We start from the raw sequence: 16,047 nt of genomic DNA, 5'->3' as shown, positions 1-16,047 counted from the left end.
TTGGCGGTTTCGGGGCGGCGGGCATCACAGGTATTCGGCGGCCAGCGAGGCCAGATGGCTGCGTTCGGAGCGGACCAGGGTGATGTGGCCGCAGGCCTCCTGGCCCTTGAGCCGCTCCACCGTGTAGCTCAGGCCGTTGCTGCTGGCGTCGAGGTAGGGGTTGTCGATCTGCTCCGGGTCGCCGGTGAGGATCATCTTGGTGCCCTCGCCGGCCCGGCTGATGATGGTCTTGACCTCGTGCGGGGTCAGGTTCTGGGCCTCGTCGACGATGACGTACTGGCGCGAGATCGAGCGGCCGCGGATATAGGTGAGCGCTTCCAGCTCGATCCGGTCTTCGCGGAGCAGCCGCTTGATGCCCAGCTCGGCGGCGGCGTCCTGCCTGCCGCCGTTGGTCAGACCCATCAGATAGGAGAGGTTGTCGAAGATCGGCTGCATCCACAGCTTCATCTTCTCGTCCTTGGTGCCGGGCAGATAGCCGATGTCCCGTCCCAGCGGGATGATCGGGCGGGAAACCAGCAGCTTTTCGTACTGGTCGGATTTGAGAGTACTGGCCATGCCGGCCGCCAGGGCCAGCAGGGTCTTGCCGGTGCCGGCCTGGCCGATGAGCGACACCAGGGAGATGTCCGGATTGAGCAGCAGCTCCAGGGCCGCCCGCTGCTCCAGGCTGCGGGGGCGGAGCTTGAAGGCGCTGTCGTACCGGGGATCGAGGGCGCGCAGCCGGGTGGCGCCCACGGCCCGGCCGACCTTGGTGTGCCGTTCGTTGCCCGCCTCCTTCAGGAGGACGAATTCGTTGGGCTGGAAGGAGTGGTCCGCCAGTTCCACCTCCTTGTCCTGGTGCAGGCGGCCGATGACGGCCCCTTCGACCATAAGGACGCGCCAGCCGGTGTACAGCCGGTCGAAGTCGGCCTTTTCCCGCTCGAAATCCTGGACCTCGATGCCCAGGGCATCGGCCTTGAGGCGGGCGTTGATGTCCTTGGACACGAAGATCACCCGCTTGCCTTCGCGGAAGAGCCGGAAGGCGGTGGCGATGATGCGGTTGTCCGGAATGGTCAGGTCGATGCAGGTGCCGCAGTCCTCCTCCTTTTCCATGGTGATCCACACCACGCCGCCGTCGTCGGTCGGCACGCCCTTGCCGAGGCTGCCCTGGCCGCGCAGCCGGTCGAGGCAGCGGATGACGCCGCGGGCGTTGCGGCCCAGTTCGTCGTTGTTCTTCTTGAACTTGTCCAACTCCTCGATCACCGTCATCGGCAGGACCACGGTGTTGTCGGCAAAGCAGGTGATGGCGTCGCTGTTGTGGAGGAGCACGTTGGTGTCGAGGACGAAGAACTTGCTGGACATGCGGGTTCCGTGGATTGTGTGGTTGCGGGGAACGATTTTTTACAGATCGAGGCCGGTGGTGTCGCGGTTGAGGACCTCGCAGCCCTGTTCGGTGACCACGGCCATGTTTTCCAGGCGGATGCCGCCCCAGTCGGCCAGATAGAGGCCCGGTTCGACGGTCACCACCATGCCGGCCCGCAGTTGCTTGCGCCAGCGCGGCGACAGGCGCGGCTCCTCGTGGACGGCGATGCCCACCCCGTGGCCCAGGCCGTGGCCGAAGGCGTTGCCGTAGCCCCCGTCGGCCAGCACCTGGCGCGCGGCCCGGTCGACCGCCGCCCCGGTGACCCCGGCGCGGATGGCGCCGAGACCGGCGAGCATGGCCCGCCGCACCAGCCGGTGCCGGTCGATGTAGGTCTGGTCCGGCTTGCCGAAGACAAAGGTGCGGGTCATGTCGGAACAGTATCCCTTGAAGACCAGGCCCATGTCGATCAGCACCAGGTCGCCGGCCTGCAACTCGCGGTCGGTGGGCACGGCGTGCGGCCGGGCGGCATTGGTGCCGAAGGCGACGATGGTGTCGAAGCTCGGCCCCTCGGCGCCCATCTCCCGCATGGTCAGCTCGATGGCCAGGGCGATCTCGCGTTCGGTCATGCCCGGTTCGATGGTCCGGTGCACCGACTGGAAGACCTGCTCGTTCAAGGCGGTCGACTGGCGCAAGAGGCGCAGTTCGTCCTCGTCCTTGATCAGCCGCATCTGCTCGATCAGCCCGCTTTCCGGCCGGAGAATCAGCCTGTTTTTCGCGCAGAAATCGGCCAGGCGGAGAAAGGCCGAATGGAGGAAGTAGTCGCTTTCGAAGGCCAGCGCCCGGAAGCCGATTTTTTTCTGCAGCCGCTCCAGCAGCTTGATCAGCCCCTTGCTGTACAGCTCCACCCGGTACAGCGGCGCTTCGGCCTCGGCCTGGAGGGTGAAGCGGGAGTCGGTGAGCAAAAAGGGCTGGCCGTCGCCGGGGATGAGCAAAAAGCCGCTGGTTTCCTGAATGCCGTGATCCGGGGCGGTGTAGCCGCTCAGATAGCGGCGGTTGTGCGGCTGCGACACCAGGAGGGCGTCGATGTTCTTCCGGCGCAGCAGGGCCTGCGCGCGGACGAGCCGGTCAACCTGAATGGCGGTCATGGTCAGGCCCCGGTCCACTCGTGCAGTTGGGCCTTGAACTGCTCCAGGGCCTGGCCGTACTGCCGGTCAAGATCCATTTCCAGGCGGGACCACTGGTCCTTGAACTGGGGCTCCATGGTGGGGTCGATCTTCATGCCGTCGGCCTTCATGCCCTTGCGCATGAGGAGCTGTTCGATCTGCATCCGCATCTGCTCCTTGAGCTGCTCGTACAGTTGCGTGCGATGCTGGCCGTACTGGGTGGCGATGGTTTGCAGCTCCTGGCAGAGGGCGGCGATGTCGGCGGAGTTCCGGCTGAGTTCGACGATGCCCTGCACGGCCCGCTCAAGCCGCTTGATGCCGTCTTCGTCGCGGGGCAGAAAGAGGTTGCGCAAAAGGGAAGCCAGCATGCCCTTGCGAATGGAAGTCTGCCGCGCCGGTTCTTGCTCGTCCAGCAGGGCCAGCAGGGAGGGCTTGGTGCCGTTGAGATATTCGGCGGTGCACTGCATGCCCTTTTTCAGGTTTTCCTCGTGGCGCATCTCGTCCGGGGTGGCCATGCCCATGCGGGCGGCGCGCTCCATGACCAGATCCATGGTTGACTTGATTCCTGCCATGAACGGGTTCTCCTTGGTGGTTTGGGGTGATCGCTGTGGCTTGCGACTATAAACATTGTCGGCACAAACTACAAGTTGCGGCCATCGATCAGGCGGGCGGCGAAAAAGCCGTCGAGGCCGTCGGCCGGGCTGGGGCTGAAGAACCCCGACGGATAGACCAGGCGGCGCGCAGATTCGGGCAGGTACGGCGCGGCACTCTCCGGGGAAAAGCGGGGGCAGCGTTCGAGGAACAGCCGGACCGCCTCCTGGTTTTCCTCGGGCTCCAGCGAGCAGGTGGCGTAGAGGAGGATGCCGCCGGGTTTGAGCAGGGTGGCGGCGATCTCCAGCAGATGGACCTGGGCCTGCTGGTAGGTGGCCAGATCCTCGGGCTGGCGGTTCCAGCGGATGTCGGGCTGGCGGCGGATGACACCGGTGCCCGAGCAGGGGGCGTCGATGAGGATGACGTCGAAGGGTTGGGGCCGACCGGCGGCATAGCTGCGCAGGTCGGTGCGCACCGGCAGCACGGCCTTGCCGTGGCCCAGGCGGCGGAGGTTGTCGCGCAGCAGGCGGTAGCGGCGCGGGTCCGGTTCGACGGCGACGATGGCGCCGTCCGGCGGCAGCATTTCGGCCAGATGCGAGGTCTTGCCGCCCAGGCCGGCACAGCCGTCGAGCACGCGGCAGCCGCTCGGCAGCGGGCCGGCCAGCAGGGAGGCTAGTTGCGCCGCCTCGTCCTGCACCTGGAAATGGCCCTCCTCGTAGCCGGGCAGGGAGGCAATGGCGCCGGGAAAGGCGTCGATGATCAGGCCGGCCGGGCTGTACAACCCTTTGCGCGCGGCGATGCCGGTTTTCGTCAGCGCTTCCAGCATCATGGTCCGGCTGGTGCGGCGGGCGTTGACCCGCAGGGAGAGCGGCGGTTCGGTGTTGTTGATCCGGCAGATGGCCCGCGCCGTTTCCGGGCCGAAGCGGGCCTGCCAGCATTCGAGCAGCCAGGCGGGATGATTGAGCAGCGGCGGCTCGGCCGCGGCCAGCTGGTCGGCGGTGGGCAGGGTCGCCCGGCTGCGGGCCACGGCGCGGAGGATGCCGTTGACGAAGCCGATCAGCCAGGGGGGCTGGCCGGCCTCCTTGAGCGTGTTGACCGTGGCGTTGACCGCCGCCGATTCCGGGATGCGGCTTAAGAACAAAAGCTGATAGATCCCGACCCGCAGGGTCATCAGGGTGCGGGGCTTCATCTTGCGCAGGGGGTGCTTGGCAAAGGAGCGGAGGATGTGGTCGAGATACTCCTTCTGCCGGAGCACGCCGTAGACCAGGGTCTTGACCAGGCCCCGGTCGAGGTCGGCCAGCCGCTCGACGGCCGCCTGGAAGAGGATATCCACCGAGTTGTGGGTGGTGGCCCACAGGCAGAGGATCTCGACGGCGGCGGCGCGGGGAGTGGTGGGCGGCGGGGATGCGGTCATGGCTGGGCTGCGGCGGCACGGACGGAAAAATATGCCGGAATCTCTGGAAATTAAGGGGAGAGGCGTGTTGCCGGTCTCGCCGCACTCTGCCATGCTTGCCGTCAATTGCAACGTTTTTTTGGGCCGGCCGCCCTCCGGTCCGTCCCAGCTTTCCCCTTGACAGCAAAAAGGCCGATACGGTAAATAGAAGCCCCACATTTACGCCGGAGTGGTGAAACTGGTAGACGCACTGGACTCAAAATCCAGCGGGGGCGACCCCGTGTCGGTTCGATTCCGACCTCCGGTACCAAACGAAACAACGGGTTTTCTCAGCCGTGGCGCGGAGAAAACCCGTTTTCTGTTTTATGCAGTCAAGATTTTCTCTTGCTGTCTTTTGCTGTCTCTTGCTATCTTTTTCCGTAGTGAGTGGAACAAAAATGGAACAAGGCAACAGACAGGCGGCGATGTGGCACGGATCCAGACTCGGAAAGGAAAGAAGGGCACGACGTACACGGCCACGGTGCGGCTGAAAGGGCATCCTCCCATTGCCCGGACGTTCGATCGCATGGCTATGGCGAGGGACTGGGCCAGAGAGGTAGAAGCGGCAATCAAAGCCAAGCGCTACAATGATCCCCGGCGGGCTGATATCACCCTGGACCAGGCCTTGGAGCGGTACGAAATCAATGTGTCCAGTACCAAGGCAACCACCACTCAGGCCAGGGAAAAGTGGTGCATGAAGGTGTTACGGGAGCGGCTGGGAAAGGAAACTCTGCTGCCAGAGATCACGCCCTCGATGGTGGCTGCGTACAGGGATGAACGGATGCAGGAAGTATCCGCCTATTCGGTTCGACTGGAACTGGCCCTGCTCTCACATCTCTTCCGCAAAGCGAAAAAAGAGTGGGAGTTACCGGTGGAAAATCCGGTGAACGACATCGAACGCCCCGCGCCACCGCCTGGCCGTACACATTTTTTGAAAGAAAAAGAGATGCAGGATCTGCTCGCCCAATGCCGTGCCAGAAGCAACCCCTTGCTTTACCCGTACGTGCTGGTGTTGCTGCATACGGCCATGCGTCCCGGCGAAGCGGCGGCCCTGCGGTGCGGCCAGATCGATATCGATCGGCGAACCATCGACCTGCAACTCACCAAAAACAAGGACTATCGGAGGGTGCAACTGACCGAGGCGGCGGCCGAGGCGTTACGGCCGTTGGTCAAGAACCGGAAAGACGATGATCTGGTGTTTATGACCGACCGGCAGGCAACAGGTTATGCGGCAATAATTCCATCCCAGGTGTTCAGGGAATCGTTCAACGAAGCCAAAAAGGCCGCCGGATTGCCGTGGCTACACATGCACGATTTGCGGCATACCGCCGCCTCCTGGATGCTGATGCGGGGTGTGGATATGCGCACCCTGGCGGAAATCCTGGGGCATCGCACGTTGCAAATGGTGCGGCGGTATACCCACCTCCTTGATGAGCACAAAAGAGCGGCCGTGGACCGGATAGGAGATTTAGGGATCAAGGGAACATTTTAGCGGCCTGTATAGCTGATGTGGCGGCTATTAAAGTCCGCACGTTTTAGCCAGCGTTTATCTGCCTCTTAAACACTGCGCTTCCCAGCACCAACCTCCGTATCGTTGCGCTGTTCGCGTGGCTCGCATGGGCCACCCAAGATGCTATGCGCCTTCTGACATAAGCCATGTCGATCAAGCCTATAGCATATTGCCACTCCATTTCCAGCATTCGGCGCTTCATGCGACGCACGGAGTTTTTGCGTAGCAGTCGCTTGTGCGGCCAGATTCGATATCCAAGAAAATTTACACCACGACTGGCCGGCAGCACGCTGGCCCTGCTGAATCGCAGTCCCATGCTGGCCAGCTTGTCGTCGAAGGCGTCGCGCAACTCCAGCGCCCCTTGCTTGCTGCTCACCAACACTACCATGTCATCCATGTATCGAGCGTACCGGCGCAGGCCCAATAAACGTTTGGCCCACTGGTCGATGCGGTTGCCTACAAGATTGGCGATCCATTGACTGGTTAGATTACCCACTGGAATGCCCACTGGATCAGGGTCGGCCGGATCGGCGGTACTGTCGATGATGGCGTCTAACACCCGCAGCGTGCCAGCGCACCGGATGCGGTCACGAATCACAGACTTGGCCAGGTCATGCCGGATAGAGAAAAAATATTTGTTCACATCCATTTTCAGCACCCAAGCGTCGCCAGTGGTCACCATGCCGCGCAGCCACTTTTCTACGCGATCCGCTCCCAGATGCGTGCCCTTGCCAACGCGGCAGGCGTAGTTGTCGAAGATCATGGCGCGGTCCCAGATAGGCCCGCAGATATTACAGATGGCATGTTGCGCCACCCGATCTCGATAAGGCGCGGCAAGGATCTCGCGGCGCTTCGGCTCGTAGACAATAAAGGAACGATACCGGCCAGGGAAATAGGTGCCCCACAACATCCCCATCTGAAGGGCGCCCAGCTCTTCCCACAAATTTGCCTCAAAGGCGGCAACCTCCTGACGGTCACGCTTGCCGCGACGGGCCAAGCGATGGGCCATCAATAAATTATCCCAGTCTACGATCTGTTCGATTAGATGCTTATTTTTGCTTCCCATGATCATCATTTAACAAAGCGCCCGGGAGGGGCTTTCGCTGACGCTACTCACGCCGTCCGGGCTATCGTGTTCGGCCCGCCGGAACGGGACCGGGATGGATCGGCTGACCCCCTGCTAGGGATCTCAGGCGACGGCAACCCCGTTGCCGCCTTCTCTGGTATGGTGGTCACAGACGCAGCGCAGGCCCACGTTGCCGTTCGCATTCCACGGGTTCGCATTGGAGTTCAGGCACCGAGCGCCACAGTAGGCGCCGTTGTTGAATTGCCCGCCACCTATGAAGCAGCGCCAAGAAGCGTCGAAACCCGACCCACCCCTAATCAAGTACACAAGCGTTGACGCCAGGAACCGATCATGGCGCCGATCTCGGACAATTGCTTGCTGGCATCGCCCACCTGCTTGATGCCCAACAGTTTGCGCTCCGCAGCATGCCGTAGCAGGGCATGGATATAACGAACCTGTTCGTCCGCGCGGTAAATTTTGCTTTTTTGGTTACTCGTCGCAGCCTCGATCAAGCGTAGCGCTAGCTCCCACAACGCGTCCTCTAGCCGCATGGCGTAGCGGTAGCGTTGATGTTTAGGGATCTTATCAATGTACGGTGCCAGGCTATTGATCAGCCGTTCGGCCTTATTCACGATAGCCAGGCCCCGCTGCCGCGGGACCGCGCCAGGGCTCATGTCACAGGGCGCCACAGACGCAGCGCAGGCCCACGCTGCCGCCCGCAACCCACGGGATCGCACCGGAGTGCAGGCACCGAGCGCCACAGTAGGCGCCGTAGTTGAATGGCCCGCCACCTACGAAGCAGCGCCAAGAAGCGGCTGAACTGGCATCAAAAACGTAGACATACGACTGTCCGCGTGCGCGAGCGGCATCTTTGCCCACATTCACGATATCGGCTTTCCACATAATTATGTTTTCAATTCCAATATCGTGATGATTATCGATGTAATCCCACAAATTCCCGGCCGCGTCCGTGACATTGAACATAGAGACCGCCCTGGCAATCGCGCCGGTGGTAGTCGGGCCTGTGTTGGTGGCGGCCGCCCAGGCTGTGTTGTTGTTGGCATTAGCGCCTTGCGGTGCCCCCTCGGCATACGTCAGGAATTCCTCGACCGTTGGCAGGCGTTTGCCGGCATTACGGGCCAGCAGGTGAAAATCAACCGCCGCATAAATATCGTTCCGGATCGGCTGAGCGCCGTAGCGGCTCACTGGGACATTCTCCGGCCAGGTGCCGCTACCTTCGCTGTTTAAGTAGATGTCCACCCACAGGCTGCCCGGCACCACCTCGACCATGCCGGTCGGGTCGCAGGTTGGGCGATGCCCGAGATCCCACACGCTGTTAGGGACGATCTGCACCGCCGGCGTTATGCCGGTGTCGTAGCGTTGCGCCACTGTACGCACGCGCCCATAATGGAATCCGCCGACCTTGCGGCTGGTGGCGGCCGTGTAGCCGCCGGGCACCGTGATATTGGTGCTGGCCACCAGGTCGGCGCGGCCGTCGTCGCCCTGAACGGCGTACAGATACACGTCATCGCCCAGCGCCAGGCCATCCAGCGAGCCATCTTGGTTGGCCATGGCGGTCGGGTCCCAGTTTGTGCGCTCTTCCAGCACGTAGCCCTTGCCGTTGCCGCCGATATTCAAAACACCCTCTGGGATATCCAGGCGCATAGCCCCGGCCGCCACGATCGATCCCATCAGCCCGAAATGTCCCGCTCCCTGAGCAGGGATTGCATACGTCCGCTGCGCCATCAGATAGCCTCCAGATCAGCAATTGCTTGTTCCACGTCGCTAACCGTGTAGCCCAGACGGAAAATCTCCGCATGAGGGCTTTCGATCCGCATCATCTGCCGGCGCCGGAGTCCACCCTGGCCATCGTCACCGGCCAGCACCAAGTATTCAGGCTGTTCGCCGTCCGGATCCTCGCCGTCGGCCAGATCGCGATCGTAGTCATAGACCCACCGGCTGGCCAACAGGCCCTCCCAGTGCCGTTTGAGCGTGGCCACGCCTTGGGGGCGGATCTCGCCCTTGGTGGCCAGGCCCTGCAACAGATCGTAATCGGCCCGCGTGCGCAGACCGTAACGGGGCACACCGTACATTTTTATTCCTCCTCCACAGTAATGGCCGTTATGCCGTCAACGCGGCGGGTAACAACGCTCGACGCCGGGTTGATTAGCGCCCATTTATCCAGCGCACTGTCGTATTGCAGCGCGAGCCAATGCCCAGCGCCGGCGATGTCGCCGGCTACAAGCGGCAGTCCATTGCCTTTGACGATTGTTTTGGCGGTGATCGGCCCGCTGTTGGGGGTGAATGTCGGCGACGTCGTGGCATTGGCTGCGCCAGCCCGCACCAGGAGCATCATGCCGTTGGTCAGCGCGCCGATGGCCGGCGTAAAGCTGGCGGTGATGGCGTCCGCAGTGCCACCGGCCGCAGAGGAAGTATGTGCCTGCGCCTGCACGCCCGTCTTGGTGGCGTATTGCGGATGCGGGTTAGACTTGGCCTCATGGGCAGCGACGGACTGATCCACGTACTGCCTTGACGCCAGCACAAGGGTCGGGTCGATTTTGAGCGTCACCGCTGCGGTGTTGGCCACTTCGACCAGGATGCGGATCGCCAAGTCCCGACCGGATCCCTCATCCAGCACCGGCTTGTACGTCACCGGGAAGTTGGCCACGGCAACCATGTCACCATCACTGTCGAAGATGCCCACCTCGTGCACCAACCATCCGCCGACGTTGGCGGGGATGATCAGCTCGGCCACCACGTATTGAGGGTTTTCCGCATCGACAGTCAGCGAGTTGACGCCCGCACGATACCGCTCGCGCAGCAAGGCGGTTTGCGTGTCCGTCGGCACGGTCGGGTTGCCGTTGCCGTCGCCCACGGCCATGTGTGTCCATTCGATCGTCTGCCCGAGGGCGATGGCGTTTTCAATTTTCGCCCGGCCCACCGCCGTCAACAATGTATAGTATGTCGGCACTGCTCCCTCCATGTGATGACTTGTTTACTGTATCGCGTCAACCAACGGTTTACGGTAAAACAGAGCGCACACTCTCCCGCGACCCATCACCGCGCTTCAGAAATCCGGGTAAACGGCCACGATATCGACCGACTGTTCAGCGGCGCCCCAATACATGCCGCCCACGCTTTCCACCGCCGATGCGCTCCACGGATACACCGTAGTGTCCACACCGCTGGTCATGGCAGCGGCAAGCCGGAGAGCCCCCCTCACCTCGCCCTTTATCGTCAAGGCCTGCATGTACGAGCGCACGTTCTTATAGCACTGGATGATCCGCTCCAGTTGCTGGTAGATGGTTTCGTTGATGCCCTTGTCGAGCACCCCCACCTCCAGGCGGAACGTGTAGGGCACGCCCGGCGGATCCTCCTCGTACCACTCGACGATGCGGATGATATAGCCTAGCGGTTCCACCGCACGCTTGAGCGCGGACAACGTCCCCTTCTTTTTGTGGACATACAGCGCGGTCTTGATCACGGCGCGTTTCGAAGCCTCGCTCCACTCGCTCTGCCATTCGTCCACTGAAAAGGCCCAGGCCAGCCAGGGCAGCAGGGCCGCCGGGCAGGTGTCGGGATTCCAGGACTCCCGCACCAACACCGGCACGTCCGAGATGCGGGCAATGGTCTCGGCCAGGGCCCGTTCCTGGGCCGTGGCGGACGGCGGCAGCAGGCTACTCATCGGTGCCCCCGTCGGTCAGGTCGATGCCGGTGCAGTAGGCCACGGTATCCCACGGCACGACAATGCCGGCTGCCGGCGCGATCAGCTCCACGTTCTGTACGCCCTCCTGATGCAGAGCGGCGTACAGTCCGGACAGCGTCACATCGCGACCGAGGCGATGCTGCCGCTCGACAAACGATTCGAGCGCAACTAGGGCGGTCTGCATGACGACCTCCCGGTCCGGGCCCGGGAAAAAGGTCAGCACGGCCTCGACCGAGTATTCGGCCACGGTGGCGCTCCGCACCCTCGGGTGATCGGTCAGCGGCCGCACCGTCTCGCTCGACAGCGTGGCGGCCACCGTGGCCACCAGCTCCGGCTGGGCTTCCCCGGCTCCGTCCCTGGATTGCACCGCGATGGCTACATCGCCGGGCATTGGATCCGCCAGGCCGGCATCATCAACCACCTGGAGCACCATGGCCCCTTCGGGCAGCAGGGCCTTCGCCTCGGGCGACACTTCGACCGAGGCGAAGGTGGGGGCGTGCACGCTCACATCCAGCACCTGCGCGTCAGCGCCGAGGGCGTGGAAAATATAGGCGCCTTCCGGGCCGGCCGTGCTGAAGCCCTCGAACGACAGCTGAACCCGGCGGCGCAGCTCGGTATCGGATTCCATCACCGCCGGGGTCGGCGGGATCGCGTTCGGAGCGGCCGGGACGATGGTCAGGCGCTCGACGTTGTAGCGGGCCGCGATCTGGTCCAGATCGGATCCGGCGGCGCAGGCCAACGTCACTGCCTTGATGGCCTCGTTGTTGCGCTGCCGCACCAGCATCTCCCGGTAAGCGCACACCTCCAGGATTTTGTATGCCGGGTCGCTCTCCACCAAGGCCGAGTACGACGCATCCCGCTCTTGCAGATCGGCTATCAGCGCGGCCAGGATCGATTCGAAATCCAGTTCCTCGACCGCCGCCGGGAACGGCAGCTTGGACAAATCCACTGCGGTGAATGCTCCGGCCATTATTGCACCACGATGCCGTCAAGAGTTATCGGCTGGCCGTCCGGCAGATAACGGCCCTCCAGGATCATGACCACCCGCCCGCTGTCAGCAACACTCTCCGCCTTTGCTTGGATCAACTGGAAACGAGGCTCCCACTTCTCCAAGGCCTCGGCGGTGGCGGCGTACAGATCCACCAGTAGGCCAGGGGTGAGCGGGGCATCGATCAGGCGGAACAGTCGGGATCCGTAGTCCCGCCGCATCACCCTGCTGCCGAGGGGGGTGGTCAGGATGTCCCGCACCGACTGGCGCAGATGGGCTATCCCTTCCAGGTGCTTGCCGGTGCCGCTGTCCATGCCGATCATGATGCATCCTCCTTGGGCGTTTCGGCCTCCACCTCGCAATGGTAGCCCTGGCCGTTGTACACATGCTCCACCCGCACCACGCTCCATTCGCCGTCCACGCCCGGCCGCACGTCCGAGATCACCAGCCGGGCCTCGGCCATCAGACGGACATTCCCTCGACAACTCAGCCGTAGGGTGGCGGCGCCTCGTTCCAGGGCCGACAGCCTGCTTTTCGCTGCCGCCCAGGCGGTGGCTTCATCCGGGTAGGTGCGCCGCAAGGTCAGCTCGGGTTCGCCCGCGCCGGCCTTCACCGGAATCCGCTCGCCGCCCTGCACGTCCTGCCAGTGCGCGATCACCGCGCTGTATTTGCCGCGCTCGGTATAGACGGCCTCGTACGTGCCCAGGTCAGTCCAAGTCAGCTCGATCCGGGCCAGGGGTGTACCTCCCGCGCTCTTGGCCTCGCCGCGCGGGCAGAAGAGCAACCGCCCGCCGGCGGCCTTGGCCACGGCGTCGTGATCGCGCGCCAGCCTGGTCAACAGGTTGAGGTCGCTCTCGGTCTGGTCGATGTGGGGCAGCACGATGCCGGCGAGCGTGGCCGACACCGCCGGGACAAGATCATGTGCGCCGGCGATGGTGGTCACCAGGGCGCCCAGGGTGGTGCCGTCCGGCCAGCTCCGTTCGCGCGGCGACTTGATGGCGGCGAGCAGATCGGCGGCACGGGCGCGCAGGTTGAGGGTTGCCGGCGGACCGGATACGCCGGCTTCGTCCACGGTCCACTTGCCCATGGCCACCAGGCCGGTCTGGCGATAGCCGAGGTGCACTTCGAGCTTGGCGCCGGTGCGCGGCAGGGCGATATGGGGGGCGCGGTCATCCAGACGGATCTCGCAGGTATCGCTGTCCAGCCCCGCTTCGTCGCGCACCCGCAACTCCAGCAACCGGGAGCGGATCGCCTCGGTGATATTCTTGCTGTCGGCTGTCACGCGGAAATCAGGGGTCATCTCAGTCCCAGAGCCTCACCGTTTGCACAGTCTGCGCCGGCGGCACATCCGGCAGCACTATTTCAAGCCCGGCCGCATACACCGGCCCCAGATCGGCCAGGCCGGGGTTGGCGTCGAGCACCGCCTCCACCACGCCGGCGGTGCGGCCATAATGGCGGTGGCATATCCAGTCGAGCATGTCGCCATCGCTGGTCAGGTAGCGCGCGGCCATCAATCTTCCCCGTACCGCCCGAGGGCCACGCGGAACTCGATCTTGAGCGGCCCTCCGGCGCCGAACTCGGTGCGGGTCTCCTCGACCCGCTCGATACACCAGCGGCCCCAGGCCCACCCCCGGCTGTCGATCAGGGATTGCGGCTCCCCCGTGCCGGCCAGGGCGCGCATGTGGTCAAGCTGGGCCAACCCCCCGGCAAAGGTGGGGTAGATCACGCCATCGATCTCCACGGTATCGTCGCCCGGTCCCACGAACTGGCGGGCCGGCAGGCGGCCCAGCCGTTCCTGCACCGGCCAGCGATAGGCCGTGGACCGACGGAGCTGCTGGTAGGCGGCGGTGGAGAGGCCGAAGCGGAAGGTCCCCAGCGCCATCATGATGTCAATAATCATAGAGCACCCCTCGGAGCCGCGCCGCTTCCCGTTGCTCCCGCTCCCGCAACTGCCGGTCCACCTCGGCGGCCACGGCCCGTTCGTCCATGCCCGGCGCGGCGTGCACCGATACCTGGTAGCGCTGCTGGTTGTGGACGGTGGCCATCCTTCCCTGGCCGGCCCCGGCCCTGGTGGCCAGAGCCGGGGCCACGCCCGGCGGTAATCCCCGTTCCACCTGGCGTCCGGCACCAGCAGCACTGGCCACCAGGGCCTCTCCCGGTGCCGGCATGCCAGTCACGAAGGAAACCAGGCTGTCTTTAGCCTTGGCCAGCAGGGCTCCGGGGTTGTACTTCGCCCACATCTCGCCGATATAGTTCAATCCATCGGCGAACAAGGCCTTGATGTCGGCCCACATCTCGCCGAAAAAACCGGAAATAGGTTCCCAATACGCTACCACCAAGGCCGCACCAGCCCCCACAGCCGCCACCACTGCACCGATGGGGTTGGCCAGCAGGGCGGCGTTCCACAGCCATGTCGCCGCCGTCACCGCCCCCAGGCCGCCGGCAAAGACACCGATTGCTGTGGCCGCCCCGCCCACCACCTGCCCGATCTGGGGGAACTCCTCCAACGTCTTGCCGATCCAGTTGGCAATAGCGGTCAGGGGTTTCAAGACCGAATTCACTGCCGGCATCAACGAATTGGCAAAGGCGGACCCCACTCGGTCAACCGCGATTCCGAAAGCCTCTGTCCGCACCTTGTTTTCGGCGGCAATGCGGGCAAAGTCGTTATCCACAATCCCGCTGGCCCCTAATGCCTCCCGCTTGATCCGCTTGAATTCCTCCAACTGTTGCAACATCGGATTGAGAAAGTTGATCACTTGCATATCGCCGAAGAGTTCGCCGATACGGAATTTGTCGCCGGCGGTAAGTTCATTGATCAGCAGGATCATCTCTTCAATCGGGTTCTTGCCGGCCGCCAGCGCGCCCTTCACGGCCTCTTCAAGGTCAACCCCGAACCCCTTGAATCGCTTGATGGTGTCCGGGGCCGTCAGTTTAGCGAGAAAATTCTGAAAATTGTTGGCAGCGGTGCTGGGATCGCTCGCCCCTTTCGTGGCAACTTGCAACGCGCTGGCCATGGTGGCGATCCCCTCCATGCCGACCAACCCCAGGGATTTAGCCTGGGCGGTCAGCATCGGGAAATACTGCGCCATGTCCCTCAGCTCAAAGCTGCCCTCCTTGCCGGCGGCGGCCAGCATATCGAGGGCCTGCGGCAATTCATCCGGGCTCAGCCCCATGGTATCAATCAAGGTGTACACGGTGGTGGCCAGGTCATTGACATCGGCGCCGGTGGCAGTGGCCGTCTTGCCGATGATGCCGATGGAGGCCAACGCGCGGTCCGGGTCCAGGCCCTTGGCCGTGAGCGTGTTGAGCCCCTCCAGCAATCGACCTGGCTTCTGGTCGGTCGCGGCAGCAATATCCTGTAATTGCACCTTGATCTGAGCCAACCGGCCGTCGTCAAGATTGGCTACATTGCCGAACATGCGCAGATCGTAATTGAAATCGGCGGCACGGCCAATCATCCGGCCGACGCCGTACGCCGCGCCCACCATGCCCAGGGCCTTGCCGCGCATCTCGCCGAGTTTCTGGCCAGCGTCCTCTTTTCGCGCCAGAGCCTGTCCCAGCTTGGCATGCTTGGCTCTGGTCTGGTCGATCGTTTGCCCCAGCTTGATGTGTTGGGCCGCCAGGTCCTTAGCCTCGACCCCGGCAGCGCGCATGGCCTGCTCGCTCTGGCGTAGCTTTTGCCGCTGCTTGTCCAGGGCAATGGCCAGTTTCTCCGCTCTGGCCTCGGTCTGGGCGAGTGCTTTCGCGGTGCCGGCGTCCGCCGGGTCGCTCCGCAGGGCGAGCTTAAGCTGGACCACCTCCTTCCGGGCCGCGGCGAGTTTGAGGCGGGCTTTTTCCAGGGCTGCCTGGTCCGCATCGAAACGTTCGATCAGCCCGCGCTGGCGCGACAGATCCTTGACCGTCTCACCCAATGTGTTAAACTGTTTCTTGGCGGAACCAATAACCCCGCCGAAACTACCCGAGAGGGCCGCGCCAATGACAACGCCTATCGCTACGCCTTTTTCCATGCCTCATCTCTTTCCGGGAGTGGTCATCTTCGCCCTGACCTGGGCAGCGATGACCGGGTTCGTGCTGCATCTCTCACCGGCCACCAATCTGGGATCGGCCATGCTCGCCGGGTTCGTCGTCGCCATCCCGCTGGTGCTCCCCGTCGCAGTAATGACCGCCTTTGCATTCCGCATGATCAGGGCCTGTTACAGATTCCCGCGGCGATAGCCGCCGCCAGATCAGCGCACAGCTCTTCACCGTCCAT

General features: G+C 63.6%; 18 protein-coding genes and 1 tRNA gene. 3 read left to right on the top strand and 16 right to left on the bottom strand.

Going from position 1 to position 16,047, the window contains the following annotated elements:
• Nucleotides 1-24: 24 nt before the first annotated feature.
• From Q362_RS0108895 to rsmB, 4 genes are all read right to left on the bottom strand, one after another.
• Nucleotides 25-1,338: a PhoH family protein gene (locus Q362_RS0108895; protein WP_028318396.1), complete on the bottom strand. Its 1,314-nt coding sequence runs from the start codon at nucleotides 1,336-1,338 to the stop codon at nucleotides 25-27.
• A 39-nt stretch (nucleotides 1,339-1,377) separates the two neighbouring features.
• Nucleotides 1,378-2,484 (bottom strand): M24 family metallopeptidase, encoded by a 1,107-nt coding sequence (locus tag Q362_RS0108890; RefSeq protein WP_028318395.1) that lies wholly within the window; start codon nucleotides 2,482-2,484, stop codon nucleotides 1,378-1,380.
• Nucleotides 2,485-2,486: 2 nt separating this feature from the next.
• Entirely contained in the window at nucleotides 2,487-3,074 is a 588-nt protein-coding gene (locus Q362_RS0108885; RefSeq protein ID WP_028318394.1) for a DUF6657 family protein, read from the bottom strand.
• A gap of 68 nt (nucleotides 3,075-3,142) precedes the next feature.
• Nucleotides 3,143-4,507 carry a 16S rRNA (cytosine(967)-C(5))-methyltransferase RsmB gene (gene rsmB, locus Q362_RS0108880; RefSeq protein ID WP_028318393.1) on the bottom strand — a complete coding sequence of 455 codons (1,365 nt, stop codon included), beginning with the start codon at nucleotides 4,505-4,507 and terminating at the stop codon, nucleotides 3,143-3,145.
• Nucleotides 4,508-4,709: 202 nt separating this feature from the next.
• Between rsmB and Q362_RS0108875 the strand changes: the two genes are divergently transcribed.
• Together Q362_RS0108875 and Q362_RS0108870 are read left to right on the top strand one after the other, a co-directional pair.
• Nucleotides 4,710-4,796, top strand: a tRNA-Leu gene (locus Q362_RS0108875).
• Complete coding sequence (locus tag Q362_RS0108870; RefSeq protein ID WP_157469993.1) at nucleotides 4,767-6,017, top strand: tyrosine-type recombinase/integrase; 1,251 nt, start codon at nucleotides 4,767-4,769, stop codon at nucleotides 6,015-6,017. Before Q362_RS0108875 ends, Q362_RS0108870 begins: the two co-directional genes overlap by 30 nt.
• Before the next feature lie 43 nt (nucleotides 6,018-6,060).
• Here Q362_RS0108870 and Q362_RS0108865 read toward each other — a convergent pair whose 3' ends face one another.
• The 12 genes from Q362_RS0108865 to Q362_RS22195 form a co-directional block, all read right to left on the bottom strand.
• A complete protein-coding gene (locus tag Q362_RS0108865; protein WP_211248472.1) occupies nucleotides 6,061-7,110 on the bottom strand; it encodes an RNA-directed DNA polymerase in 1,050 nt (349 codons plus the stop codon).
• A 308-nt stretch (nucleotides 7,111-7,418) separates the two neighbouring features.
• Complete coding sequence (gene avd / locus Q362_RS0108860) at nucleotides 7,419-7,733, bottom strand: diversity-generating retroelement protein Avd (protein WP_211248471.1); 315 nt, start codon at nucleotides 7,731-7,733, stop codon at nucleotides 7,419-7,421.
• 43 nt (nucleotides 7,734-7,776) lie between these two features.
• The gene (locus Q362_RS22205; RefSeq protein ID WP_028318389.1) at nucleotides 7,777-8,847 is read right to left on the bottom strand and encodes a phage major tropism determinant; all 1,071 of its coding nucleotides are present in this window, start codon (nucleotides 8,845-8,847) and stop codon (nucleotides 7,777-7,779) included.
• Nucleotides 8,847-9,185: a hypothetical protein gene (locus tag Q362_RS0108850; protein ID WP_157469991.1), complete on the bottom strand. Its 339-nt coding sequence runs from the start codon at nucleotides 9,183-9,185 to the stop codon at nucleotides 8,847-8,849. Before Q362_RS0108850 ends, Q362_RS22205 begins: the two co-directional genes overlap by 1 nt.
• 11 nt (nucleotides 9,186-9,196) lie before the next feature.
• Nucleotides 9,197-10,072, bottom strand: coding sequence for a phage tail protein (locus tag Q362_RS22200; RefSeq protein ID WP_169737389.1), 876 nt, complete (start codon nucleotides 10,070-10,072; stop codon nucleotides 9,197-9,199).
• A 96-nt stretch (nucleotides 10,073-10,168) separates the two neighbouring features.
• A complete protein-coding gene (locus Q362_RS0108840) occupies nucleotides 10,169-10,786 on the bottom strand; it encodes a phage tail protein I (RefSeq protein WP_028318387.1) in 618 nt (205 codons plus the stop codon).
• Nucleotides 10,779-11,777, bottom strand: a complete 999-nt coding sequence (locus Q362_RS0108835; RefSeq protein WP_035216180.1) for a baseplate assembly protein — start codon at nucleotides 11,775-11,777, stop codon at nucleotides 10,779-10,781. Before Q362_RS0108835 ends, Q362_RS0108840 begins: the two co-directional genes overlap by 8 nt.
• Nucleotides 11,777-12,118 carry a GPW/gp25 family protein gene (locus Q362_RS0108830; protein ID WP_028318385.1) on the bottom strand — a complete coding sequence of 114 codons (342 nt, stop codon included), beginning with the start codon at nucleotides 12,116-12,118 and terminating at the stop codon, nucleotides 11,777-11,779. Before Q362_RS0108830 ends, Q362_RS0108835 begins: the two co-directional genes overlap by 1 nt.
• Nucleotides 12,115-13,095: a phage late control D family protein gene (locus tag Q362_RS19920; RefSeq protein ID WP_035216179.1), complete on the bottom strand. Its 981-nt coding sequence runs from the start codon at nucleotides 13,093-13,095 to the stop codon at nucleotides 12,115-12,117. The genes Q362_RS0108830 and Q362_RS19920 overlap by 4 nt, the downstream gene beginning before the upstream one ends.
• 1 nt (nucleotide 13,096) lies before the next feature.
• On the bottom strand, nucleotides 13,097-13,306 hold the full coding sequence (locus tag Q362_RS0108820; RefSeq protein ID WP_028318384.1) for a tail protein X: 210 nt from the start codon (nucleotides 13,304-13,306) through the stop codon (nucleotides 13,097-13,099).
• Entirely contained in the window at nucleotides 13,306-13,695 is a 390-nt protein-coding gene (locus tag Q362_RS0108815) for a phage tail protein (RefSeq protein ID WP_035216178.1), read from the bottom strand. The genes Q362_RS0108820 and Q362_RS0108815 overlap by 1 nt, the downstream gene beginning before the upstream one ends.
• The gene (locus Q362_RS22195) at nucleotides 13,685-15,802 is read right to left on the bottom strand and encodes a phage tail tape measure protein (protein ID WP_084312498.1); all 2,118 of its coding nucleotides are present in this window, start codon (nucleotides 15,800-15,802) and stop codon (nucleotides 13,685-13,687) included. The genes Q362_RS0108815 and Q362_RS22195 overlap by 11 nt, the downstream gene beginning before the upstream one ends.
• Here Q362_RS22195 and Q362_RS0108805 point away from each other — a divergent pair.
• Nucleotides 15,801-16,010, top strand: a complete 210-nt coding sequence (locus Q362_RS0108805) for a hypothetical protein (protein WP_028318382.1) — start codon at nucleotides 15,801-15,803, stop codon at nucleotides 16,008-16,010. The genes Q362_RS22195 and Q362_RS0108805 overlap by 2 nt on opposite strands.
• Nucleotides 16,011-16,047: the final 37 nt, after the last annotated feature.

Source organism: Desulfobulbus elongatus DSM 2908 (assembly GCF_000621145.1).
GTDB classification, from domain to species: Bacteria; Desulfobacterota; Desulfobulbia; order Desulfobulbales; family Desulfobulbaceae; genus Desulfobulbus; species Desulfobulbus elongatus.
Note: the sequence above shows the minus strand (reverse complement) of the source record. Positions and strands in the feature narration are given on the sequence as shown.

Excerpts from the sequence above, each read along its gene's own strand:
- Q362_RS0108895 (WP_028318396.1), bottom strand. The coding sequence starts at position 1,338 with ATGTCCAGCAAGTTCTTCGTCCTCGACACCAACGTGCTCCTCCACAAC.
- Q362_RS0108890 (WP_028318395.1), bottom strand. The coding sequence starts at position 2,484 with ATGACCGCCATTCAGGTTGACCGGCTCGTCCGCGCGCAGGCCCTGCTG.
- Q362_RS0108885 (WP_028318394.1), bottom strand. The coding sequence starts at position 3,074 with ATGGCAGGAATCAAGTCAACCATGGATCTGGTCATGGAGCGCGCCGCC.
- rsmB (WP_028318393.1), bottom strand. The coding sequence starts at position 4,507 with ATGACCGCATCCCCGCCGCCCACCACTCCCCGCGCCGCCGCCGTCGAG.
- Q362_RS0108865 (WP_211248472.1), bottom strand. The coding sequence starts at position 7,110 with ATGATGATCATGGGAAGCAAAAATAAGCATCTAATCGAACAGATCGTA.
- Q362_RS22205 (WP_028318389.1), bottom strand. The coding sequence starts at position 8,847 with ATGGCGCAGCGGACGTATGCAATCCCTGCTCAGGGAGCGGGACATTTC.
- Q362_RS0108840 (WP_028318387.1), bottom strand. The coding sequence starts at position 10,786 with ATGAGTAGCCTGCTGCCGCCGTCCGCCACGGCCCAGGAACGGGCCCTG.
- Q362_RS0108835 (WP_035216180.1), bottom strand. The coding sequence starts at position 11,777 with ATGGCCGGAGCATTCACCGCAGTGGATTTGTCCAAGCTGCCGTTCCCG.
- Q362_RS0108830 (WP_028318385.1), bottom strand. The coding sequence starts at position 12,118 with ATGATCGGCATGGACAGCGGCACCGGCAAGCACCTGGAAGGGATAGCC.
- Q362_RS19920 (WP_035216179.1), bottom strand. The coding sequence starts at position 13,095 with ATGACCCCTGATTTCCGCGTGACAGCCGACAGCAAGAATATCACCGAG.
- Q362_RS0108820 (WP_028318384.1), bottom strand. The coding sequence starts at position 13,306 with ATGGCCGCGCGCTACCTGACCAGCGATGGCGACATGCTCGACTGGATA.
- Q362_RS0108815 (WP_035216178.1), bottom strand. The coding sequence starts at position 13,695 with ATGATTATTGACATCATGATGGCGCTGGGGACCTTCCGCTTCGGCCTC.
- Q362_RS0108805 (WP_028318382.1), top strand. The coding sequence starts at position 15,801 with ATGCCTCATCTCTTTCCGGGAGTGGTCATCTTCGCCCTGACCTGGGCA.
- Q362_RS22195 (WP_084312498.1), bottom strand. The coding sequence starts at position 15,802 with ATGGAAAAAGGCGTAGCGATAGGCGTTGTCATTGGCGCGGCCCTCTCG.